The organism is uncultured Dokdonia sp. (assembly GCF_937910895.1).
Lineage (GTDB): Bacteria > Bacteroidota > Bacteroidia > Flavobacteriales > Flavobacteriaceae > Dokdonia.
Window position 1 is genome coordinate 18714 of sequence record NZ_CALEMI010000083.1, and the last position, 22709, is coordinate 41422.

Annotated in this window: 17 protein-coding genes and 2 pseudogenes; 12 read left to right on the forward strand and 7 right to left on the reverse strand. The window is 37.3% G+C overall.

The window, feature by feature from the left end; translation table 11 throughout:
- Positions 1-8: 8 nt before the first annotated feature.
- Positions 9-267, reverse strand: a pseudogene (locus Q0505_RS10090) (AraC family transcriptional regulator); the annotation flags it as partial.
- 170 nt (positions 268-437) lie between these two features.
- Here Q0505_RS10090 and glp point away from each other — a divergent pair.
- Genes glp through moaA form a run of 8 tightly spaced genes read left to right on the forward strand, consistent with a single transcriptional unit; the run spans position 438 to position 6353 of the window.
- Positions 438-1634 (forward strand): gephyrin-like molybdotransferase Glp, encoded by a 1197-nt coding sequence (glp, locus tag Q0505_RS10095; RefSeq protein WP_299212354.1) that lies wholly within the window; start codon positions 438-440, stop codon positions 1632-1634.
- Positions 1618-1962, forward strand: coding sequence for a LysR family transcriptional regulator (locus Q0505_RS10100; protein WP_299212357.1), 345 nt, complete (start codon positions 1618-1620; stop codon positions 1960-1962). The genes glp and Q0505_RS10100 overlap by 17 nt, the downstream gene beginning before the upstream one ends.
- The gene (locus Q0505_RS10105) at positions 1953-2696 is read left to right on the forward strand and encodes a sulfite exporter TauE/SafE family protein (RefSeq protein WP_299212360.1); all 744 of its coding nucleotides are present in this window, start codon (positions 1953-1955) and stop codon (positions 2694-2696) included. The genes Q0505_RS10100 and Q0505_RS10105 overlap by 10 nt, the downstream gene beginning before the upstream one ends.
- Position 2697: 1 nt before the next feature.
- Complete coding sequence (locus Q0505_RS10110) at positions 2698-2931, forward strand: hypothetical protein (RefSeq protein WP_299212363.1); 234 nt, start codon at positions 2698-2700, stop codon at positions 2929-2931.
- Complete coding sequence (locus Q0505_RS10115) at positions 2928-3998, forward strand: HesA/MoeB/ThiF family protein (RefSeq protein WP_299212367.1); 1071 nt, start codon at positions 2928-2930, stop codon at positions 3996-3998. Before Q0505_RS10110 ends, Q0505_RS10115 begins: the two co-directional genes overlap by 4 nt.
- Positions 3995-4438: a molybdenum cofactor biosynthesis protein MoaE gene (locus Q0505_RS10120; RefSeq protein ID WP_299212370.1), complete on the forward strand. Its 444-nt coding sequence runs from the start codon at positions 3995-3997 to the stop codon at positions 4436-4438. The genes Q0505_RS10115 and Q0505_RS10120 overlap by 4 nt, the downstream gene beginning before the upstream one ends.
- Positions 4439-4440: 2 nt before the next feature.
- Complete coding sequence (gene moaCB, locus Q0505_RS10125; RefSeq protein WP_299212372.1) at positions 4441-5349, forward strand: bifunctional molybdenum cofactor biosynthesis protein MoaC/MoaB; 909 nt, start codon at positions 4441-4443, stop codon at positions 5347-5349.
- On the forward strand, positions 5346-6353 hold the full coding sequence (gene moaA, locus Q0505_RS10130; protein WP_299212375.1) for a GTP 3',8-cyclase MoaA: 1008 nt from the start codon (positions 5346-5348) through the stop codon (positions 6351-6353). Before moaCB ends, moaA begins: the two co-directional genes overlap by 4 nt.
- Here the strand turns inward: moaA and Q0505_RS10135 are convergent.
- The 4 genes from Q0505_RS10135 to Q0505_RS10150 form a co-directional block, all read right to left on the reverse strand.
- Positions 6350-6940 carry a nucleotidyltransferase family protein gene (locus tag Q0505_RS10135; RefSeq protein WP_299212379.1) on the reverse strand — a complete coding sequence of 197 codons (591 nt, stop codon included), beginning with the start codon at positions 6938-6940 and terminating at the stop codon, positions 6350-6352. The two genes, moaA and Q0505_RS10135, sit on opposite strands and share 4 nt — an antisense overlap.
- Positions 6933-7952, reverse strand: a complete 1020-nt coding sequence (locus Q0505_RS10140) for an XdhC/CoxI family protein (RefSeq protein ID WP_299212382.1) — start codon at positions 7950-7952, stop codon at positions 6933-6935. Before Q0505_RS10140 ends, Q0505_RS10135 begins: the two co-directional genes overlap by 8 nt.
- A 69-nt stretch (positions 7953-8021) precedes the next feature.
- Positions 8022-10277 carry a molybdopterin cofactor-binding domain-containing protein gene (locus Q0505_RS10145; protein ID WP_299212385.1) on the reverse strand — a complete coding sequence of 752 codons (2256 nt, stop codon included), beginning with the start codon at positions 10275-10277 and terminating at the stop codon, positions 8022-8024.
- 25 nt (positions 10278-10302) lie between these two features.
- Positions 10303-10767, reverse strand: a complete 465-nt coding sequence (locus Q0505_RS10150; protein ID WP_299212388.1) for a (2Fe-2S)-binding protein — start codon at positions 10765-10767, stop codon at positions 10303-10305.
- Positions 10768-11360: 593 nt separating this feature from the next.
- Between Q0505_RS10150 and ppk2 (Q0505_RS10155) the strand changes: the two genes are divergently transcribed.
- Together ppk2 (Q0505_RS10155) and ppk2 (Q0505_RS10160) are read left to right on the forward strand one after the other, a co-directional pair.
- Positions 11361-12209 (forward strand): polyphosphate kinase 2, encoded by an 849-nt coding sequence (ppk2, locus tag Q0505_RS10155; RefSeq protein ID WP_299212391.1) that lies wholly within the window; start codon positions 11361-11363, stop codon positions 12207-12209.
- A gap of 9 nt (positions 12210-12218) precedes the next feature.
- Positions 12219-12992 (forward strand): annotated as a pseudogene (gene ppk2, locus Q0505_RS10160) (polyphosphate kinase 2).
- Positions 12993-13084: 92 nt separating this feature from the next.
- On the opposite strand, the gene Q0505_RS10165 reads toward ppk2 (Q0505_RS10160), so the two are convergent.
- Positions 13085-13504 (reverse strand): CBS domain-containing protein, encoded by a 420-nt coding sequence (locus Q0505_RS10165; protein ID WP_299212394.1) that lies wholly within the window; start codon positions 13502-13504, stop codon positions 13085-13087.
- Between the two features lie 343 nt (positions 13505-13847).
- On the opposite strand from Q0505_RS10165, the gene Q0505_RS10170 reads away from it, so the two are divergent.
- Positions 13848-16109, forward strand: coding sequence for an aminotransferase class III-fold pyridoxal phosphate-dependent enzyme (locus Q0505_RS10170; RefSeq protein WP_299212399.1), 2262 nt, complete (start codon positions 13848-13850; stop codon positions 16107-16109).
- Between the two features lie 476 nt (positions 16110-16585).
- On the opposite strand, the gene Q0505_RS10175 is transcribed toward Q0505_RS10170, so the two are convergent.
- A complete protein-coding gene (locus Q0505_RS10175; protein WP_299212402.1) occupies positions 16586-18136 on the reverse strand; it encodes a hypothetical protein in 1551 nt (516 codons plus the stop codon).
- A gap of 201 nt (positions 18137-18337) precedes the next feature.
- Between Q0505_RS10175 and Q0505_RS10180 the strand changes: the two genes are divergently transcribed.
- Positions 18338-22465: a T9SS type A sorting domain-containing protein gene (locus Q0505_RS10180; RefSeq protein WP_299212405.1), complete on the forward strand. Its 4128-nt coding sequence runs from the start codon at positions 18338-18340 to the stop codon at positions 22463-22465.
- Positions 22466-22709 lie beyond the last annotated feature (244 nt).

Below are 22709 nucleotides of genomic sequence, written 5' to 3' on the forward strand. Positions count from 1 at the left end.
ATGTAAATTATTTTTTTGAATTGGTTGGACAAATGTGCAACACTGCCATAAATTAATTTATAAGATATTTCAGTTAGATTTAGTCCGTCATATAAAATAAGTTCTTGGGCTCTTTCTATTTTATGTTTTATGATGAAATGTTATATAGTAATCCCTTTAACTTCTGAAAATAAGTTAGATATAGGTGTAGTCATAATTTAATTTTTCACTAACATAATCGGAAAAATTGACTTTGGGTATCTCATCTTTATAAAGTATCAATATAACTTTCTAAAATCTATGTCAAGATTTTAAATCTAAACGAATACTATAATTATATAGCAATACTCATACTGAGCTTTTTTCGATAAAATGAAGCTAAATAAACCAAAGCGATACCCCTTATCCCAATAAAACATAAATATTCGCTATATTCACGTGTGCATAACGCTTTTATTATGATCACCGTAAATCAAGCCTTACAATATGTCTGGAAGCAACCGCTCCCCTCCGTTAAAGAGCAATCACTCCAAGTAGAGGATGCCTTGGGTCAAATCCTAGCGCAAGACATAAACTCCCCTATTTCCCTTCCCTCGTTTAAACAATCGAGTATGGATGGTTATGCTGTACGCTTTCGCGAAAAAGAAAACACACTTTACAACCTCATTGGAGAAATAAAAGCAGGGGATTCAGCAAATCTTAGAATGCAACCTGGCGAAGCAGTGCGTATTTTTACAGGAGCACCTGTTCCGCAACATGCAGATGCCGTAGTGATTCAAGAAAAGTCTATGGTTTTAGGCACGCAACTGACGATCCAAGATACGCCCACAAATGGACAAAATATACGACCCATCGGCAGTCAAATTGAAAAAGGAAAAATAGCATTGACCAAGGGTCATTACATCACTCCTGCCTCCATAGGTTTGCTAAAAAGTCTGGGGATTGAAAAATTACAGGTATTCCAGCCCCCTAAAGTTGCGATTGTCATCACTGGCAATGAATTGGTCTCCACGGGCAAACCACTAGAAGAAGGGCAAATCTACGAAAGCAACAGCGCCGTCCTCAAAGCAGCACTCTATCAGCAAGGAATTGATGACGTATCTATAGTGTATGCCAAAGATACCTTGGAAGAAACAGAAACTGTTTTAAATACTGTTTTGTCCCATTCAGATATGGTATTGATCTCGGGAGGTATTTCCGTTGGTGATTATGATTTTGTAGGCAAAGCATTGAAGAATCTTGAAGTAGAAGAATTATTTTATAAAGTCTTACAAAAGCCTGGAAAGCCTTTATTCTTTGGTAAAAAAGAAAACACGTTCGTCTTTGCCCTTCCTGGAAACCCTGCCTCCACGCTCACTTGCTTTTATGTCTATGTCACACTCTTACTTGACCGATGGAGAGGTTCAGAAAATCCTGGCTTGTTACGCGTACAATTGCCTATCTCTAAAACTTTTGAAAATACATTTGGTCGTGCCCTTTTTCTTAAAGCACGCATTAAAAATAATAAAGTAGAGATGTTGGATCAGCAGAATTCGGCGACAGTTATTAGTTTCGCGAAAGCGAATGCTTTGCTATATATCTCAGAAGACACACAAAAAGTTGCCGAGAATGAACTCGTAGAAACTCTAATCCTGCCTTATGGAAGTTCAAATTAGAAATCGAATCTGGATCGAAATAGACGGCGCCAAGTGGATGGGCAAAGGGCATGTCCAACTACTCACCGCTATTGAAAAGACAGGCTCATTATCGGGTGCTTCCAGGGAGACGGGCATTTCTTACCGGAAAACATGGCGATTGATTAATCAAATCAACGAACTCGCCAAGCACGAAGTCGTTCACCTCCAAAAAGGCGGTGTGGGTGGCGGTGGTGCTGTAGTCACACCCTACGGTAAAAAATTACTTGGTTTTTTTAAGGATTTAATGGTACAAAGTGAACAGCTTTTACAACAACAATTAAAAGCAAATCCCGACTTATGGAAATAGAAACCTCCACATTGATGATCTTCCTTTTCATACTACCCGTGCTGTCCTTCTTATATGCCAGCGTTGGACACGGCGGAGCTAGTGGGTATCTTGCGTTGATGGCACTTTTTAACTTTCCGAATACAACCATGAAACAAACTGCACTACTACTTAATCTATTTGTGGCAGGCATCGCCTTTTATCATTATTACAAAGCGGGACATTTCAGAAAAAAACTATTCATTCCATTTGCTATCGGCTCTATTCCCACTGCTTTTATAGGAGGCTCGATGCAGGTTGAGCCATTGGTTTATAAAAAGATTCTAGGCGTGCTGCTGATTTTTGCCATTGGTCGAATATTTTGGAAAAGAACACGTAAAGACAGTGCCATAAAAGATATAAAATGTACACAAGCCTTGATTCTCGGACTCGCTGTAGGATTTTTTTCAGGGCTTATCGGTATCGGTGGAGGGATTATTTTAACACCTATTATTTTACTCTTGCATTGGGGAAATATGAAGGAAGCAGCGGCAGTTTCGGCATTGTTTATATGGGTCAACTCATTTTCTGGACTGCTTGGTCAGTTCAGTAGTGGTATTACATTACTCCCCATCTCAGGCGTTATGGTAGTAATCGCCATTTCAGGGGGGCTAGCTGGAAGTTATTTAGGGAGCCGCAAATGGAATAATCGCATTTTAGAATATTGCCTGGGCATCGTCCTCATCAGTGCTTCAGTCAAATTATTACTTTTTTAGCATGGAAATTACATTCAAATATCACGGTCGCTTCACAGATCTTTTTGAAAAAAAGAAAGAAATTCTTTCGGTAAAATCTAGAACGGCAGAAGCTTTAAGAAAAGAACTTGAAGGAGTAGATGTACGCTTTCGCGAAAGCGTATACCAGCTCGCACAAAACAATAAAATAATCACTGGGAATGATCCGATCACCGCGGCCGAAGTAGACGTTTTCCCACCATTTTCAGGCGGATGATGAACGAGCGATACGCAAGACATATCACCCTCGCCGAAGTAGGCAAAGAAGGACAGGAAAAACTCACTGCAGCCAAAGTGCTTGTGGTGGGCGCTGGTGGTCTTGGTTGTCCCGTATTACAATACCTCGTTGCCGCAGGCGTGGGAACCGTAGGTATTGTAGATTTTGATACCGTATCACTATCCAATCTCCAACGACAGATTTTGTACACCGAAAACGACATCGGAAAAAACAAAGCCCTTACCGCAAAAAGCCGACTAGCAGCTTTAAATAGCCATGTAGAAATTAAGGCTTACCCGATTCCGCTGGAATTAAATAATTGTCTAGATCTTCTTTCAGACTATGATATTGTGGTGGATGGTACCGATAATTTTACTACTCGCTATCTTATTAACGACGCCTGTACGAAGCTCCAAAAACCTATGATTTATGGTTCGTTATACAAATTTGAAGGTCAGGTTTCGGTTTTCAATTACAACAACGGTCCCTCCTATCGTTGCCTTTTTCCTCAACCTCCGACAGCTGGCGAAGTACCTAACTGCAATGACATCGGAATTTTAGGTGTACTTCCTGGACAGATCGGAATACTACAAGCAACCGAAGCACTCAAAATCATATTGAAAATAGGAGATGTATTAAGCGGTAAATTACTATATATAAATGTATTAACAAACGATACGCGAACGATAGAGATCACAAAAAACAAACAAATCATACAATCCATTCGATCCAAAAAACTCGAGTTGGTCAGTACTCAGGATTGTACTTTTATTGAAACAATCTCTCTGTCTGATATCCATTTCCAAGAAGATCTAGTGTGGATTGACGTTCGCGAGGAAGATGAACTACCATATTTAGAATTCTCTCAATTAAAAAAAATACCGCTATCTACGCTTTCGCGAAATGTGGATACCATCCCAAAAATGGATAAAAAAATTATATTCTGTCAATCTGGAATTCGAGCTAAAAAAGCGATAGTACTTTTGGAAGCACAACAAATCACAAATTGTGTTGCTCTCAAAGAAGGAGCGGCTCAATTACAATCTTGGATACATCAACAATTATGAAAGAGCAAAAAATCAAAAACATATTCATCGAAGGTCCCATCCCTCCAGAAAAAATTGCAACATCAATCGCCAATCATCAATCCAAAATAGGAATAGGCGCTCATAATATTTTTTTAGGGCAAGTACGCGCTGATGAAATTGAAGGTAAAAAAGTAACCGCTATTGAGTTTTCAGCACAACAGGAAATGGCAAATGCTGTCGCCCATGAGATCCGTGAAGCGGTGTTTGAAAAATATCCCGTACACTGTATGCATGTGTATCATAGTATCGGAAAAGTCGGTGTAGGAGAACTCTGTTTCTTTGTCTTCGTATCTTCCGGACACCGTGATGGCGTTTTTGAATCACTCCCATTTCTAGTGAATGAAATCAAGGCAAAAGTACCGATTTTTGGCAAGGAGATTTTTGAAGACGAAACACATCAATGGAAAGTAAATAAATAGATATGATCGATATCACACATAAAAGTAATACCCTCCGTATCGCAACAGCACAAGCAACGGTTACCGTTAGTTTGCAGGAAACGATTAAAGCTATTGAAAACCATACAGTTCCCAAAGGGAATGTCTTTGAAATGAGTCGGGCGGCAGGACTTTTGGCAGTCAAAAAAACGCCCGACATCCTCCCCGATTGTCATCCGTTGCCAATTGAGTTTACGGGAATTACTTATGAAATAAATGGATTGAATATTATTATTTCTTGCACCATCAAAACCATTTATAAAACAGGCGTCGAAGTTGAAGCGATGCATGGTGCAAGTGTCGTAGCACTCAATCTGTATGATATGCTGAAGCCTATTGACAAAGGCATTGAAATAAATAACATCAAACTACTTTCAAAAAAAGGCGGAAAATCAGATTATAAATTGAAGAACACCCATCTCACGGCAGCAGTCATCGTCTGCTCAGATTCGATTTCTAAAGGTCAGAAAGAAGACCGAGCTGGAAAAGCAATCATAGAAGAACTGGAAAAACACCAAGTTGAGATAAAAGAATATTTCATTATACCTGATGAAATAGAAACCATTCAAAGGCATCTCAAAGCACAAGTCTCTGAGGGTACCTCAATGGTTATTTACACTGGTGGCACGGGACTTTCACCGAGAGATCAAACCCCTGAAGCCTTAACACCACTTTTAGATAAGACCATACCTGGCATTGAAGAAACCATACGTCGCTATGGTCAAAATCGTACTGCCTACGCCATGTTATCGCGAAGTGTTGCCGGAATGATGGGAGACACTTTGGTTCTTGCTGTTCCAGGCTCAACGGCTGGTGCTCGAGAATCCATCCAGGCGATTTTCCCTGCGGTGCTACATCTTTTTGATATCATTAAAGGAGCCAATCATTCATGAAACAAACACAAAACATACTCGCTGATACTTTTGGAAGAACACATAATTACCTGCGTATCTCACTTACGGAGCGTTGCAATCTGCGTTGTTCTTACTGTATGCCCATGGATGGTGTACCACTTACACCCAAACCACATTTAATGACTGGAGAAGAACTGTTTGAAATAGCAAAACTCTTTGTTGATGCAGGTGTCAATAAAATTCGATTGACCGGTGGTGAGCCTTTAATACGTAAAGATTTTCCAGAAATACTAACGCATCTTTCTACGCTTCCCGTTTCCTTGTCTATTACAAGTAACGGTGTAAACATCGATCGGCATATAGCTATTTTGAAATCTCATCACGTTTCAACCATCAATTTAAGTCTGGACACTTTGGATGCTATCAAATTCAAGAAAATTACCTTCCGGGATTATTTTGAAAAGGTGTATGCCAATATTTTCAAACTGATCGATGCTGGTTTTAAAATCAAAATTAATGTGGTCTTAATGAAGGGAATTAACGACAACGAGATCAACGACTTTATTGAATTTACCAAAAACCACCCTGTCAACGTTCGGTTTATTGAGTTTATGCCATTTGATGGCAACAATTGGAACCGTGAAAAGACCGTATCTTTAAAAGACATTTTACATCGATTGGATACCGCTTTCGCGAAAGCGGAAATTTTAAGACTCCCAGATGCGCCAAATGACACCGCTAAGAATTATAAGATTGCAGGATACACAGGCGAATTCGGCATTATTAGTACCGTAACCAATCCGTTTTGTGATAGCTGCAATAGAATACGTTTAACCGCTAATGGTCAACTTAAAAATTGTCTTTTTTCAACAACTGAAAGTGATTTACTTACCCCCTTTCGGGAAGGAAAAGATATCAAACCGATTATTCAAAAGGCCGTTTTAGGCAAGCATGCCATGCGCGGCGGATTGAGCACTCCCGAACAGTTTAATGATCCAAAAGAGCACTCTGACAACAGAAGTATGATTCGAATTGGAGGTTAGTATTTTCTTAATTCCCTTAAAGCTTCTGGTGTATCTGCATCTTCCATAAAGACTCCGAGATGAACAAAAGTAACGACATCCGTATACTTTTTAGTTAGATTTTTGGCACCATCATCACCGTCTTGTTGCATCAATTCGTTAACATAAAAGGAGTCAAAGATGATGGGAGGTCCTGACCATCCCTCATCAGACTTTGAGCAAATAATTTGATTTTGACCAGGTGTAAAAGTATTGATCAGCTTTTTAAAATGTGCTGTGGTAAGTAATGGTTGATCGACCAAGGCAATCAATATGCCATCTATATGTTTATTCTTTTCTATAATCTGCTGCACTCCAAAAGCAAGTGAATTACCCATTCCTTTTTCCCAATTAGGATTCATACTTATGGTAATTGGCAAATCTTCTATTTGCGGTTGAATCTCTTTCGCGAAAGCACCTAAAACTACATGTACTTTCAGCCCTGTTGTAAGTAGCGTTTTTAATTGATGCTCAATAAGAGAGGTTTCATTCCACGGTAAGAGTTGTTTGGTTTTACCCATTCGGCGAGATGCACCCGCAGCGAGTAGCAATATCATCATATTATCCATGAATGGTTCCTGCTTTTTCACGTAAGGAAATAGGCTTTTGATTTCGGATCACTGTCAGAATTTCAGCAATGATAGAGATGGCGATTTCTGAAGCACTTTGAGCGCCAATATTTATTCCAGCTGGCCCGTGCACCTTCTCTATAAACTCAGGTTCGGTATCTGGAAAACGCTCTAAAAACTCAGCAAACAGTCGTTCCCTGCGATGAGTAGGTCCCAATAGTCCGAAATATGCTGGATTCGTTTCGCGCAAAGCGATCAGGTATTGCACATCTTTATTAAAACTATGTGTCATTAGGACCACAGCGGTATTTTCATCAATTCTGGAGGTATCCAAGTTATCAAACGTGGGAGTGCTTAAACTACTTGCGCCTGTAAAATAATCTATGCTTTTTTGCTCATCAGGCGGAGCGATGATGTGTACGTCCCATCCCACATTACTAGTCATTTTTGACAGTTCGACGGCATCGTGTTCTGCTCCAAAAATATAAAGTTGAAAAATGGGAGAAAACGTTTGCAAAAAGCTTTCTAGGGATGTGTCTATTTGAGCATTAGGAAACATAGGAAATTTTTGATCCTTCATTTCGATGATGGTACCCATTTGAAAACTTTTGGATTGCTCAAGGGCATCAAAGCTGTAATAACTTTGACAGTGAAAAGTTTCCCGAGTTTGTAATGTGGTTGAGAACGCTTTCGCGAAAGCGGAATCCACATAAAAAGGTTCTAGTAAAATATAAATAATACCCTCGCATCCTAAGCGGAATCTGCCATCATAAGACATTATTTTTGGTTGCTGGCTCTTAAAAATAGACTGCGCTTGACGCGCCACTTCTTTTTCTACACAACCACCACTCACAGCTCCCTGCCATTCTCCACGGTCACTGATAAGCATACGAACTCCAGGCTTTCTGTAAGACGAGCCCTCCAGAGCCACGACCGTTGCCAAGACTATTTTTATGCCTTTTTGTTGCCAATGCAAGGCTGTGTTAATAAGTGTTTTGAATTCGTGGGTCATGTATTATCTTAAAAAAATCTTCCTCAAAGACAAGCTTCGAGGAAGATTATGATGTAAACTCGTTTATAATTATCCTTTAAGTTCTTGGCTCGCCATAAATGGCTGATGATAGTGTCGCTTTCCTGTCGCTTTGTACAAGGCATTTGCCACGGCACCCATGATAGGTGGAAAAGGAGGTTCGCCCAGTCCTGTTGGATCTGTGTCACTTTGCACGAAATCGACTACAATTTTTTCTGGCGCCTCATTATGACGAATTAATCTATAGGTATCAAAATTCTTTTGTTCAGGTTTTCCTTCCTTAAACGTAATGGCACTGTACATCGCATGCCCTATGCCATCTACGATACCACCTTCTACGAGGTTAGTTGCCGCATCTGGATTTACCACAATACCACAATCTACAGCGCAATAGACATCCTTAACTTTAGGCTGGTTGCCTTTCATCTCAAGATCAAGGACTTGTGCGACATAAGAATTATGACAGAAATAGGCAGAAACACCACGGTTTTTTGAGGTACTCGTATCCCAATTGGATGTTTTTCTTACCAATTCGAGAACTCCTATATAACGAGACGCATCGTAATCATTATTTTCTCCAACGGGATTATTTTTAGCTTTTTCAAGAAGTTCCAATCTTAAATCGATAGGATCTTTGCCCATTTCTTCGGCAAGTTCATCTAGAAAACTTTGCTCTGCACCTGCAATAAAGTTAGAGCGTGGCGCTCTGAAAGCCCCTGTTGTAATGTTTGAAGGAACTTCCCATGTTTCAGCAAGGTAGTTATCGATCGCTCCAGCTGGGAAGCGATTTGCTGCTAGCGGACTTTCAGGGATTCCTCCTGCAATGACATGAAAACCTATCAGATTATTATTGGCATCAAGAGCTGCTTTATAAGTGGCATGATATGCGGGACGATAGACTCCATTTGTCATATCGTCTTCACGTGTGTAGACTAATTTTACAGGCGCGTTAATTTCTTTAGAAATCACCGCCGCTTCTACTAAGAAGTGACCATATAATCTACGACCAAAACCACCGCCCATCCTGGTCATCATAATATCAATATTCTCTAACGGAATGCCCAGACGTTCTGAAACACTCTTTTCCATGATTTCTGGAGTTTGGACAGGTCCCTCAAGTTCTGCACGATTTTCTGTCACATTTGCGAAGAAATTCATTGGTTCCATTGTATTGTGAGCGAGAAACGGACACGAATAACTGCGTTCGATCACTCTATCAGCATTTTTGAACGCTTTTTCAGGATTTCCATCCTTTCGCGCAAGCGTAGCTTTATCAACACCTATTTCTTGCATCATTTTAATATGCTCACTGGTATTTTCTAATCCCGCTGGACGGTTTACTGTTGAGGTACGACCAAAAATATTCATCTCTCTAGAAATTTCTGGTGCCAATTCCCATTCGGCTTTTAAAGCTTTTTTAGCTTGCATTACTTGCCAAGTAGTATCTCCGACAACCACCGCTAATTTTGTAAAAGCGGCTTGATCAAAGTAGCTCAGTTTTTGGTCTTCTGTATAGGAATCAATAATTAAAACGTCTGTAATGCCTGGCATTTGCTTTATTTCAGCATCATTAATAGATGTGAGCTGCATTCCAAAGGCTGGAGGTTGCACTATCATCGCAATCTTCATTCCTTCACGCTGGGTGTCCAAACCAAATAACGGTTGTCCTGTTACGATTTTTTTACCATCTACATTCTTCCTTGAAGTCCCAATGATCGAAAAATTAGACTTTTCTTTTAAGGTTACATTTTCTGGAACTTCCAATTTTGCAGCGATAGATGCCATCTCTCCAAAACCTACTTTTTTATCACTAGCCGTATGAATGATGAATCCTTCTTTGGTTTCTATTTCACTTACAGGTACTTGCCAAGTATTGGCAGCAGCTTGCTTGAGCATTTCTCTTGCTGTTGCTCCTGCGGTACGTAAAGGTTCCCAACCTGCACGTATAGACTGGCTCCCTCCTGCAAGTTGACGGGTAAATATATCTGTATTTAAAGGCGCCTGCTCTACGATTACATTTGCCCAATCTACATCTAACTCTTCGGCGACGAGCATAGGCATCGAGGTTTTGACATTTTGACCTATTTCTGGATTAGGGGACATAATAGTTACTACACCATTATCGCCTATTTTTAAAAATCCGTTGAGTTCGAACCACTCCTTAGGCATTTCCATACCCAGCGCCTTGGCTTCAGGAGTTTCCTTACAAGAGACTAAATAATTAAAACCTATAACCAATCCTCCTCCGGCAAGGGATACATTCTTGATAAAAGAACGTCTTCCTAATGTTTTCTTTGTTGTGCTCATCTGTACTGTTTTTAGGTGAAACTCCTTAGCTAAGGTTTTGGTTAGATGCTGTTTTGATTGCTTTTTTGATACGAGTATAAGTACCACAACGACAAATATTACCGCTCATCGCATCATCTATATCTGAATCAGAAGGCGAAGAATTTTTCTTTAGTAAGGCCGTAGCGCTCATAATTTGTCCTGCCTGACAGTATCCACATTGTGGGACATCATGCTCCAGCCAAGCTTCCTGAACTGGATGGTCTCCATTTTCTGAAATACCTTCAATGGTCGTTATGGCATAATCGGCAGCTACAGAAACGGGAGTAATACAAGACCTAGCCGCATCCCCATCAATATGAACGGTACAGGCGCCACACTGAGCGATTCCACATCCAAATTTTGTTCCTACCAGCCCGAGATGGTCGCGTAATACCCATAACAATGGGGTACTCTCTTCGACATCTACTTGATGTTTTTTACCGTTTACTTTGAGATTATATGTTGCCATAACGTAATGCTTTTTATCTAGGTTAGACGCTGCTTTAAAGTTAGTAAAAAAAGACGAGTCTGTTTTTATTTGATTACTTTTTAACTTAGACCGTCTTTATTAGTTACAGACCGAATCCACTCCAATAGGATATTATTAACTGTCTTTGATAGCTACCTATTTGAATGTATGTTATTTGCTGTCGTCGCAGGAGTGTAGCAGATTGAAAGAATTTTTATGATATTGTCCATGTTGAGAAAGTATTTCTTTTCAATAGTTCTTAAAGGTTTTTAGTAGTTTATAATTTAGGTTTTGAGTTGTTACTAGTAAATAAAAAATATAACTACAATGGTAGATGCAAAAATGGATTATCTGATATGTTTTAGAATGATATTTCTGATATACGCTTTTGTACTTCAATCAGGCTCAGTATAGACTTCTACCTCAAGATGTTCGTTGAAAGCGTACAGATCTATCCAAAATATAGAAGTAACCAGATAGTATCAAATACGTATTCTATCATTTTAAGAGTATTCCTAAAGACTGATGAATATCATCTTTTAACATACAAGAACGCACTACATTTGGGTACATATTATGCTTAATAATCGTACATGAAATTTACCGCAGAAGACCTTACGCAAGCAAAAACGAGAAAAGATCTTATTGCTATTGCTAAAAAAAAGAAGATTCTTATATCAAAAGCTTTAAAAAAAATCAGATATGAAGCCGAGCTTTTAGAGTTGCAGGCGGAATTTGTAAATCTTCAAAAACATATTGCTGAGAAGAAAATTCGAGTAGCCATCATTTTTGAAGGTAGAGATGCTGCTGGTAAAGGGGGAACTATAAAACGTTTTAAAGAACATCTCAATCCGCGTGCCTCACGTGTAGTAGCACTTACAAAACCAACAGAGGTTGAAAAAGGACAATGGTATTTTAGACGATATATAAAAGCATTACCGAATCCTGGAGAAATTGTCTTTTTTGATCGTAGTTGGTACAACCGTGCTGTAGTGGAACCCGTTATGGATTTTTGTAGTAAAGAACAGTATGAGAAGTTTATTGTACAAGTACCAGAATTTGAACATTTGCTTTATGAAGACAACCTAAAGATTATAAAGTTTTGGTTTTCTATTTCAAAATCTGAACAGAAAAAACGTTTTGATTCTAGATTGAAAAATCCGCTGAAACGTTGGAAGTTTAGTCCTGTAGATATGCAAGGACAACAATTATGGGATCAATACACGCATTACAAAGAGCAAATGTTTAGTAAAACGCATACTAATTTTAGTCCTTGGATCATTGTCAAAACCAATAATAAAAAACAAGCGCGATTAGAAAGCATGCGCTATGTATTGTCATTGTTTGATTATAAGGGCAAGGGAACTTCTAAAACCTCCATCTTACCCGATCCCAATGTCATCATGCGATACCACCGCAGCGCTATTCAAATTGATATCTAAAAAAAAGCTATGAGTACTACAACACTATCCAAAGAAGATATCACCCTTCTCAATTCCAAAATAGGGTTAGAAACACTTTTGAAAAATAAAAAGGTAGACATTCCAAAAACATTGGCCGAATTAAAATACATCACCACACTTCGTAAAAAGCAAGAGGAATTGATTAAGCTTCAAAACTGGGTCATTGAAAAAGAGAAAAAAATAGTGATCCTATTTGAAGGACGCGATGCCGCTGGAAAAGGAGGAGCAATCAGGAGAATTACAGAATATATTAATCCGCGTCAATTTCGTATTGTGGCACTTAACATCCCAACAGAAGATGAGCGAAAACAATGGTTTTTTCAACGATATATCAATCAGCTTCCCAAACCGGGGGAGATTGTTTTTTTTGATTGAAGTTGGTATAATCGTGCTGTAGTAGAACCCGTAAACGGATTTTGTTCTACGCATGAATATGAAATCTTTATGTCGCAGGTCAACGAATTTGAAAAAATGCTGATACAATCGGATACATACTTAATTAAATTCTATTTTTCTATTACAAAAGAAGAACAAGCAAAGCGTTTTAAGCAAATAAAAAAAGATCCTAAAAAACAATGGAAAATGACGGCTGTAGACGAAAAAGCACAAGAGTTATGGGATCAATACACCACCTATAAACAACGAATGTTTGCAGAAACAAATTCGCAAATCGCACCTTGGGTAATTATAGATGCGGATAAGAAATCACCCGCACGTCTAGAGGCGATTTGTCATGTTTTAGAAACTATTCCGTATTCATAGACCTCTCATTGAATATTTCACGAAAGTAAACATTCAAAAAAGAGCATAAAAAATGCTTACATCAATCTATAGTGTCGATGTAAGCATTTATTTTAATATTGTTCTAGATGATAATTGATCAGGTCTGTAGTAGTCACAATACCCATCAATTCTCCTTCATCAACGACAGGTAAAGCGTGAAATTCCTTTTTAGAAAGTATCTCTGCTACTTCTTTTATAGTGGTATCTGAGTTGACACTTACTAAATTTTTAGCCATTACTTGTTCTATAGAAAACATATTATATACCGTAGTATCTACTTCTTGTTCATCATCAAACACTGCATCGGCAAAGCTGATACGTAATAAATCGGTATAACTCAACATCCCTATAATATGAGATCCACTTACCACAGGAATATGCCGTATGTTATTTTCTTTAAAAAGCTTTTCAGCTATTTCGAGGGTATCTTTTGTATTCAGTGTTACCACGTTTTTGGTCATAATACTTGAAACAGGTGTTCTTTTTTTCATAATCGTTACGTTTAATTTGTTACCTAAAAGTAGATCAATTATCACCTAAAAAAGATGATAAAAGTCAGTGTACAGAAAAAGATCCTCCCTGATATTTAAAGACTGTTTTGGGGTGTTGTGCGCTTTCGCGAAAGCATAGTGAGGAATAAGTGTATACTGAACCTAGTCGGAGTACAAAAGCGTATAAAAGAGCTTTACAATACTAAAGAATAGTATTACTAGGAATTCTATTTTTGATGGCCATAAAATATATTTCTAGCCAAAAAATAGTTTACACGAAATTTCATTAGTTTTAACCAGATTTCATGCAAACCAACAAGTAAAAAAGAGGTAATCATCTGATATGAAAGAAAAGCTACATATAGAATTTGGACTAGAAGCATTAGAAATAGGGAAGCTAAATGGCTATGACAATTCTAATTACCTCATAAAAACTAGTGGGAAGAAGTATATTTTCAAAACATATCCTGAAAAAGAGGATATCTATGATTTGATTGAAGCAGAAAATAAAACGCTTTTACATCTTCTCCGTGTTAATGGAGAGACTTTTCCAACCCCGATCCCATTTAAAGATACGTCTTATATAAAAGTACTTACCATTGACGGAAAAAATAAAATCTGTAGGATGTTATCCTTTCTTGAAGGTACGTTTTGGGGTGATGTTACACCGTCAAAAACAAGCTATAAATCCTTAGGAACTTTTCTTGCCAAACTAGACCTTTCCCTTCAAAAATTTACCAATTATACCATTAAGTCTAGAACATGGGAATGGGATATTGCATCGTTAGAATTGAATGCTAGCTATATCGATGATATTGCAAATGCTAAGGATCGGAATCTTGTCCGTTACTTTTTTCAACAATACAAAGAGATCGTACAACCTATCTCACAAACGTTAAGAAAGCAAGTAATTCATAATGATGCCAATGAGTGGAATCTACTCGTAAAAGATGATCAGGTTTCTGGTATCATTGATTTTGGTGATATCGCTTATTCATATCTTATCAACGAATTAGCCGTAGCCATCACTTATGCCTGTTATGATAAAGAAGATCCAATTCCTTGGGCATGTATTATTTTAGAAAGTTATCATCGTATACTTCCGCTAGAAGAAAAAGAAGTTAGCGTTTTATATTACCTCATTGCTGCACGACTATGCATCAGTGTTTGCAACTCTGCCCATGCAAAAAAAGCAGATTCTACAAATACGTATGCTTCCGTAAGTGAAGTAAACGCTTGGAAAATGCTGTACCGTTTACTAAAAATTAATCCAATTTATGCGGAGAATACATTTAGAAAAGCTGTTGGCTTCGCCATAGAAAAACCGATATCTATAAATGAAGCTGTGCACCAAAGAAACCAACATATCAGTGCTATCGTATCCACAAGCTATCATCGACCTATATATATGGTTCGGTCTGCTTTTCAATATATGTATGATGCGTATGGGAATACGTTTTTAGATGCCTACAATAATATCCCGCACGTAGGACATTCGCATCCTCAAGTTGTAGAGGCTGGACAACGGCAAATGGCAAAACTAAATACAAATACACGATATCTTTATGACCAATTACCCGAATATGCAGCACGGTTAGTCGCAAAATTTCCCGAATCATTAAGCAAAGTCTTCTTTATCAACTCAGGAAGTGCCGCTAGTGATTTAGCTATTCGGCTGGCAAAAGCACATACTGGATTTGAAAAAATTATGGTGATGGAATCAGGCTATCACGGCAATACACAAACCTCTATTGACATCAGTGATTATAAATTCAATAACCCAAAAGGACAAGGACAAAAAGAGTACATCATTAAAACTCCAATTCCCGACACCTATAAAGGAAAATATACCGCTGAACATAAAAATGCAGGACAGATATACGGGCAAGAAGCGGTGGCACAAATACAAAACACCACGGATCCTGTTGCAGCATTTATCACAGAGCCTGTGGTAGGATGCGCTGGTCAGATTCCTTTAGCAGAAGGCTATTTAGACGTTGTTTACAAAGCCATTAGAGCACAAGGAGGTGTTTGTATCAGTGACGAGGTTCAAACGGGTTTTGGACGTTTAGGAGATCACTATTGGGGATATGAAGCACATCAAGTGATTCCAGATATTGTGATAATGGGAAAACCGATTGCCAATGGACACCCGATGGGAGCTGTCATTTGTACCCAAGAAATAGCTGCCTCTTTTGACAAAGGGGTTGAGTTTTTTAGTTCCTTTGGCGGGAATCCCGTTTCTTGTGCGATTGCGACTGCAGTACTCGATGTGATAGAAGAAGAAAATCTACAAGAGAATGCAAAAATAATAGGTGATTATTATAAATCCTGTCTTCAAAAACTGAAGAAAACATACAGTTGTATTGGCGATGTGAGAGGTTCTGGTCTCTTTTTAGGGATTGAAATTGTGCATGACAACACCTTAAAACCGAATACAGCTTTAGCCGATCGTATTAAAAATGAATTACGAAATCAACATATTCTCATAAGCACCGATGGTCCTTACAATAATGTGCTAAAAACAAAACCTGCGCTTTGTTTTACCAAAGAAAATGTGGATATGGTGATACGTGCTTTGGATGGAGTGTTGCGGAAGCACTAAGTGTAGGAATGGAAGTTGGTGTTGGTATTTTGGTAGTATATGCTTTCAAGGAACATCATGACGCAGAAGTTTATGCTGAGCACTTCGGCAAGATCAGTGTGACACTTGTCGAAGTACGAAAGATACCTCAACCTAACAGTACACTAATAAGTTGTTTTTCTATTTATCTTGGCTTTCATAAACCAAACCTATATATAATTCTAAATTTATAGTGTGTGTATGATACCTATTACCATTTAAAATGCACCGCCTTTTTTGGGATTTGGGATTTGTTTTTTTTGGAATTTGATGCCTCGTATGCTTGTATAGAGAGAATTCATCTAAAATGTCCTGGAACTTATTTTATAAATGCAACTCGTATGTATAAAGAAAAAATAGCGACACGTGATGACGTCTTACTTTTTAATTTACAAGGCTCTTTACAAAACAAATTAAAAATAAAGAAAAAAGCGAGTCTAAAAACGCACTAATGAATACTAATAATGAGTGTTTAAATAATCAATTAAAACTTTACTGTTTTCTAGATTCATTTTTTTACTTATCCTATATCGCTGGCTCTCAATACTCCGAAGTGATCTATTAAGAAAAAATGCAATATCTTTATTTTTAAATTCTAATTTAAGGTAATAGCATATTAGGAATTCTGTGTCTGTAAGACTTGGGTGGTCTTTTTTAATTTTCTCGAAAAAAGATAGATTTAGCTGTTTTAAAATAGTAATATGATTCTCTTCACTATTAGTCAGATTTGAGGCTTCTGCATTAATTGTTCTAGACAAGTCTCTAATTTTATTTTTTTGTGCATCATAATCCTCTATAGAAGCTATCTGCCTCACCTTATCCCTAATATCTGTTATGTAATGCTCTAGTTCTTGTCTCCTAACTTTGAGTTTCTCATGTTTTGTTTCAAGTTGAAAAAAATTTTCTTTCTTAAGAGAGAAATTCTTCAATCGTGATTTGAACTTTTGATATCTAAAAATAAACAGGGCTATGAGTATCACTAAAACTAAAACCAGTACAAGTATCCAATTTTGACTTTCACGTTTTTTCTGTATCTCATCTCTGAGTGTTTCTTCAGAATTTAATAATACAGTATTCAGTTCTAAACTTGCACTTACCGTATTATCTAATACTTCCTCTTGAAGCTGCTGAAGGGAATCTAAGTATGTTTTACTTTTATCATAGTCTCTTACCTGTTTATAAGCTTCAGTAGAGAATGAAAAATATTTTCTAGTAGATGGAACGTCCATAAAATTGCGAGATTTACTAGCAACAGAAAGATAATATAGCGTTGAATCTATTTGCTTTTTGTCTAAGTGTAATTTTGACATACAAATAGTAAGACTTACTGCATACGTATTATAGTTATATGAATCAATTGTAGAGTTAGATTTTAAGTTGTGAAATTGCTTTAAGTACGTATGAGCATTTGTAAGATCATTCAAATGTATATAGTTAGATGAAAGCATATAGTTAGCAAGCAAATAATAATAAGCATCATCCTTAATATTCCGATACAGGTCTAAATTTTCTAAAATAAGTTGATTACTCTTTTCATAACGCTTTTCAGTGAAAGCGACATAAGCATGCATTAGCTCAACTTCTAATAAGCCTATAGTGTTATTTGAAAGTGTATAGAAATTTTTAGCTTTTTCTAAATAGGTATATGCAGAAGTATCTTTTTTTAGAAAAAACATATTTGAAAACAGTTCTAAACTTGCGTCAGCAGCTGTATCAAAATCTTTTTCTTCTTCAGCATATCTTACAGACAATATATAAGATTGAAATAATTTTGAATCTTGTCGTGTGCGATCATAAGCAATACCCTGCAAAAAATAATACTGCCCAATACTCCCGCGTATTTGTTCATTTAAAGGAGTAGGAATACTATCTAGAAACAGTAATGCTTTCTGAGCATCCTCGCTCAAAGCAATATCCGCAGAATCAATAAATCTCTTGTAATCATGTTGGGTTTGAGTGAACGCTATAACTATTTGAAACAATAATAAACACGTACAGATATATTTCATTAAAAAAATTATTTAAACTTTAAATAGATACAAAGCAGTAAAAATCAATATTAAAACTGTAAAATAATAGCAAATAAAAGGCTAGGTCGTGTTCGCGTAGTATTTGCGTAGTGTTTTAAATTGAAATTTAACGTCCTTCCATTCCATCAACTTTTAAAAATAAAATACTTTTGCCATATAAAATAATTTTAACACTTTATTATGAAATTAATTTACCTCCAATTTAAACATTTAGCTCTTGTTTGCATTTTGTGTTTTTCAGCTTTAGGTGTAGCACAATCTACCAAAAACGGAAATTACAAATCTAAAGTTACAGATGAAAGTGCTAACTTTTATGAAATTGTAGCTCAAAAAAGAGCTGAGTTTGCTGCAATGGATCTTACCATTAAGGCAAATAACAAAGCAATGAAACAATTTGAACGCTGGGCTTATGTATGGCAAGATAAAATAAATGCAGATGGTTCTTTTCCTAAAGCTTCAAATGAACGTGTATCTAAAGAAACGTATATTAATATATTGATGGAAACTCAGTTTCAAAACAGGTCGGCTACAAACACTTGGACCCAAGTAGGGCCAGTAGATAGGCCGGTACCAAATGGTTATGTGGGGTATCCTGGAAAAGGGAGGGTTAATGTAATTGCAGAAGACCCTACGAATACCAATATTATGTATGCAGGTTCTGCAGCAGGTGGTATCTGGAAGACTACAAATAATGGAGCGCTTTGGACACCAAAATCTGATTTTCTTGCAGGATTAGGAGTAACAGACATATTAGTTGATCCATCCAATACTAATATTATTTATATGGCTACTGGAGACGAAAATGCACAACACATTTCATCTATTGGTCTTTTTAAATCTACAGATGGTGGTGATTCTTGGAATCCTACAGGTCTAACCTTTTCTTTAGATGTAAATGAGTATATCAAGGATATTGCTTTTGCTCCAGGTAGTTCAACGACTATTTTTGCCCTCACTAATACAGAGGTAAAAAGAACTACAGATGCTGGTGCTACTTGGACTGACATGTCTGTTATGTATCCTTTTGACCCATTCACAGAAAATTTTCAAACGATAGTTTTTGATCCTAATGATGCTATGAAGGTTGTCGTTTCTGATGCTTTTGGTGCATTATATTTTTCTACAGACGGCGGTGCAACTTTTAATATGCATGATACGATACAAGGTCTAGGAAGTGGTCAACAAAAATTGAAAATTACGAGCTCTGCAAATGACCCAGATTTTTTCTATGGTATTCTTGAAGATCAAAGAGACGGCAGTACAATCACCGAACAAGCAACATTCAGAAAGTACAGATATGCTTTTGATAATACTGCAGCAGATTTAATAAGTTCAACACCTATAACAGGGTTTAATACACAAGGAGGTTATAACCAATGTATTACTGTTTCACCTACAAATGAAAATAATATAATAGTGGCAGGTGTAAATGGTTATAAATCTACAGATGGAGGTGCTACTTTTACTATTTTTATGGATGCTTATGAAGATGAAACTTCGGGGTTATTTGATAGCTTTTATGTACATGCAGACCATCATCACGTATCTTTTTTAGCAGACGGTGAGACGGTATTAAATGGACACGATGGAGGTGTCCATAAAGGACCTTTTAGTACAACAGAAATACATCCAGCTACACCCTGGGCAGACCTTTCAAATACGTTGGTAATTACACAACCTTATAATATAGCAGTGACCCAAGAGGCAAATGGGGATAACTTTATGATGGCAAACCAAGATAATGACGGTTTTTCAAAAATCTTACAAATAGGAGGTACTAATGCAAGAAATTGGCTTTCTGCAATTGCTGGTGATGGCACTTCTGCTGGTATTGATATTTCTGACTCAAACCAGCGATATCTTGGTGGAACCAACGGTGGTCTAAATTATGCAAATTTAGGCTTTGCTGATGGTCATGATCAATCTGATGAGATATTGACTGCCAAAAGTGACGGTACAGCTGCATTTGTTTCTCCTATATCAGTACACCCTACAGATGCTCCCACGATTTATGCCTGCTATGGTACTATAACAAAATCCACAGATAGAGGTATTAACTGGACACCATTTAATACAGGACTCATTCAAACTAAATTTATAGATGTTACTGAAAATGCTTCATCAATAAGAATCTTCACAATTGGAAATTCTGGGACTTTACAGGAGCCAGTGACAACTGCTAAGCGTACTGTTAATGATGGTGCTACTTGGACTACAATAACACCTCCGTCAGGACAAATCTTTAATAGCTTTGCTGCTGTACCCAATTCTAATACGGTTTATGCAACTGTAAGTGGGTATAATGCGGGGAATAAAGTGTATAGGTCTACAGATAATGGTTCAACTTGGACAAATATAAGTACGGGACTTCCTAATATTATTATGAAAAAAGTTATTGTACACAAAACAACAGAAACCCTTTATTTAGGGACAGAATTAGGCCCTTACTTTATAGAAAATACAGTGGGCGCTACTTGGGCAAAAATTGGATCAGGATTGCCTAATGTTAGGGTAGATGATTTGGAAATAAATTATACAGATAACATACTCTACATTGGAACTTTTGGCCGTGGTATGTGGGGTGTATCTATTGAAAATAGTTGTACGGGAATTACAAAAACCTGGAATGGTAGTGAATGGTCCCCATCTGGCGCACCTGGAAATACAGATACTGCGGTACTAAATGGGACATATAACACAATGACTCATGGAAATTTAGATGTTTGTACACTTACTGTTTCTGGTACAAGTACACTTACAGTTCCTACAGGAACCTTTGTATCGGTTCAAGGCAATGTGGTTGTAGATACTGATAATTCTATAATTGTTGAGCACGAAGGAAGCTTTGTTCAAGTGGGAGAAGATGCCATAACAACAAATAATGGTACTATTATCATACAAAAAACAACCCCTACAATCGCTGCTCGTAATTTTGTAGCGATGAGTAGCCCTATGAGCTCAGAAACGAGAGATGGAGTGTATGGAATGTCTAGAGCTGTTTTTGGTATCATTCCAAGTAATTTTGTGCCTTTTGCTATTGATTTAACAGAATTTCCTGAATTTACAGATGCAGAAATCTTCTTAGATGATAATAATGATTTCTTATTACCATATACAGGAAGTACAGCGTTACCAACAGCAGGAATAGGGTTACTTGTTTTTCCTCAGCCTGACGCTTCTGTATCGCCAGACACGTATGATCTTGAATATATGAAAGGAACACTAAATTCTGGAACGGTCTCAATACCCATTAATTATAATGGTCCTGCTACCATAAATAATTATAATATTCTAGGAAATCCATATGCATCTGCAATAGATGTAACTGCATTTATAACAGCTAATGATGCTGTAAATGAAGTATATTATTGGGAACATATTACAAACCCAGTAGCTGAACTCCCTGGCCCAGGAACAAGTAATTTCTCTATGAACGATATTTCTATACGTAACGCAATGATGGGTACTGCTGCGGTAAACGGAGGCACTGCTCCTGGACAATACATGGCATCTGGACAAGGATTTGGAATCAAAGCAGATCAGGCAGAAATGGCAAGTAACACGCCTGTTGTATTTACAAATAGCCTGCGAGTCACTGGAAATAATGATGATTTTAGAACAGTTAATTCTACTTCTAATGTTGACAAAATATGGCTAAGCCTTAGGTCTTCCTCATTTGAAAGAAGTGTACAAGCTGCTATAGGTTTTACACCCAATGCTACTGCCGACTATGACAAAGGATATGACAGTAAGCGACTAGCCACATCTATTTCTTTATTTTCTAATCTACAAGGAGCATACCTAGCGATTCAAGGAAGAGAAATATTTAACGACCAAATGGAGATTCCATTAGGAATGTCTACGATAATAGACAGAGAAGAAAACTACACAATTAGTATTGATCGATTAGAAGGAGAGTCCATAGAAAATACACCTGTTTTCTTAGTAGATCACCTACTTAATACGGAGACTAATTTAACTGACGAAGATTACACACTAGTCACTAGCAAAGGTATTCAAGCAGATCGCTTTACCCTAGCCTTTAGAAGTAGAGAACTATTAAATACGGATAGCTTTGAGCAAAATGAAGTCCTTGTGTATCCTAACCCAAGTAAAAATATCATTACGGTTCAATTATCAAATCCTTCGGAAATACGTGATATGAAAGTATATGATATGCTAGGAAGAGAAATTCAAGTAGATTTTCAAAATAATGAAGTAAATATATCTTCTTTAAATACTGGGATATACTTGTTAAAAATAAGCACTGATTCAGGAACATTGACGACCACATTTATAAAAAAATAACTACAGATAGCTATTAATAAAAATACATGGATTTCTATTTTTTGTCTTATGTAACTAAAGAATAAAAGGTATTAAACCCCAGGGCAAGCCCTGGATCCTGAAAATCGACCCAAGGGTCGAGATATTAAACCATAGATCCCGCCGAAAAGCGGGATTAGTTCAACTAGCTATTTTGAATACGTCTTTCAGACTTTACAAAACAGCGTTTCACTAATAAAAACGATGTATCCGCTTTCAAGGAACA

What these genes read in the sequence shown, in the direction of transcription:
- glp (WP_299212354.1), top strand. Translation starts at nt 438, where the DNA reads ATGATCACCGTAAATCAAGCCTTACAATATGTCTGGAAGCAACCGCTC.
- Q0505_RS10100 (WP_299212357.1), top strand. Translation starts at nt 1,618, where the DNA reads ATGGAAGTTCAAATTAGAAATCGAATCTGGATCGAAATAGACGGCGCC.
- Q0505_RS10105 (WP_299212360.1), top strand. Translation starts at nt 1,953, where the DNA reads ATGGAAATAGAAACCTCCACATTGATGATCTTCCTTTTCATACTACCC.
- Q0505_RS10110 (WP_299212363.1), top strand. Translation starts at nt 2,698, where the DNA reads ATGGAAATTACATTCAAATATCACGGTCGCTTCACAGATCTTTTTGAA.
- Q0505_RS10115 (WP_299212367.1), top strand. Translation starts at nt 2,928, where the DNA reads ATGATGAACGAGCGATACGCAAGACATATCACCCTCGCCGAAGTAGGC.
- Q0505_RS10120 (WP_299212370.1), top strand. Translation starts at nt 3,995, where the DNA reads ATGAAAGAGCAAAAAATCAAAAACATATTCATCGAAGGTCCCATCCCT.
- moaCB (WP_299212372.1), top strand. Translation starts at nt 4,441, where the DNA reads ATGATCGATATCACACATAAAAGTAATACCCTCCGTATCGCAACAGCA.
- moaA (WP_299212375.1), top strand. Translation starts at nt 5,346, where the DNA reads ATGAAACAAACACAAAACATACTCGCTGATACTTTTGGAAGAACACAT.
- Q0505_RS10135 (WP_299212379.1), bottom strand. Translation starts at nt 6,940, where the DNA reads ATGGATAATATGATGATATTGCTACTCGCTGCGGGTGCATCTCGCCGA.
- Q0505_RS10140 (WP_299212382.1), bottom strand. Translation starts at nt 7,952, where the DNA reads ATGACCCACGAATTCAAAACACTTATTAACACAGCCTTGCATTGGCAA.
- Q0505_RS10145 (WP_299212385.1), bottom strand. Translation starts at nt 10,277, where the DNA reads ATGAGCACAACAAAGAAAACATTAGGAAGACGTTCTTTTATCAAGAAT.
- Q0505_RS10150 (WP_299212388.1), bottom strand. Translation starts at nt 10,767, where the DNA reads ATGGCAACATATAATCTCAAAGTAAACGGTAAAAAACATCAAGTAGAT.
- ppk2 (WP_299212391.1), top strand. Translation starts at nt 11,361, where the DNA reads ATGAAATTTACCGCAGAAGACCTTACGCAAGCAAAAACGAGAAAAGAT.
- Q0505_RS10165 (WP_299212394.1), bottom strand. Translation starts at nt 13,504, where the DNA reads ATGAAAAAAAGAACACCTGTTTCAAGTATTATGACCAAAAACGTGGTA.
- Q0505_RS10170 (WP_299212399.1), top strand. Translation starts at nt 13,848, where the DNA reads ATGAAAGAAAAGCTACATATAGAATTTGGACTAGAAGCATTAGAAATA.
- Q0505_RS10175 (WP_299212402.1), bottom strand. Translation starts at nt 18,136, where the DNA reads ATGAAATATATCTGTACGTGTTTATTATTGTTTCAAATAGTTATAGCG.
- Q0505_RS10180 (WP_299212405.1), top strand. Translation starts at nt 18,338, where the DNA reads ATGAAATTAATTTACCTCCAATTTAAACATTTAGCTCTTGTTTGCATT.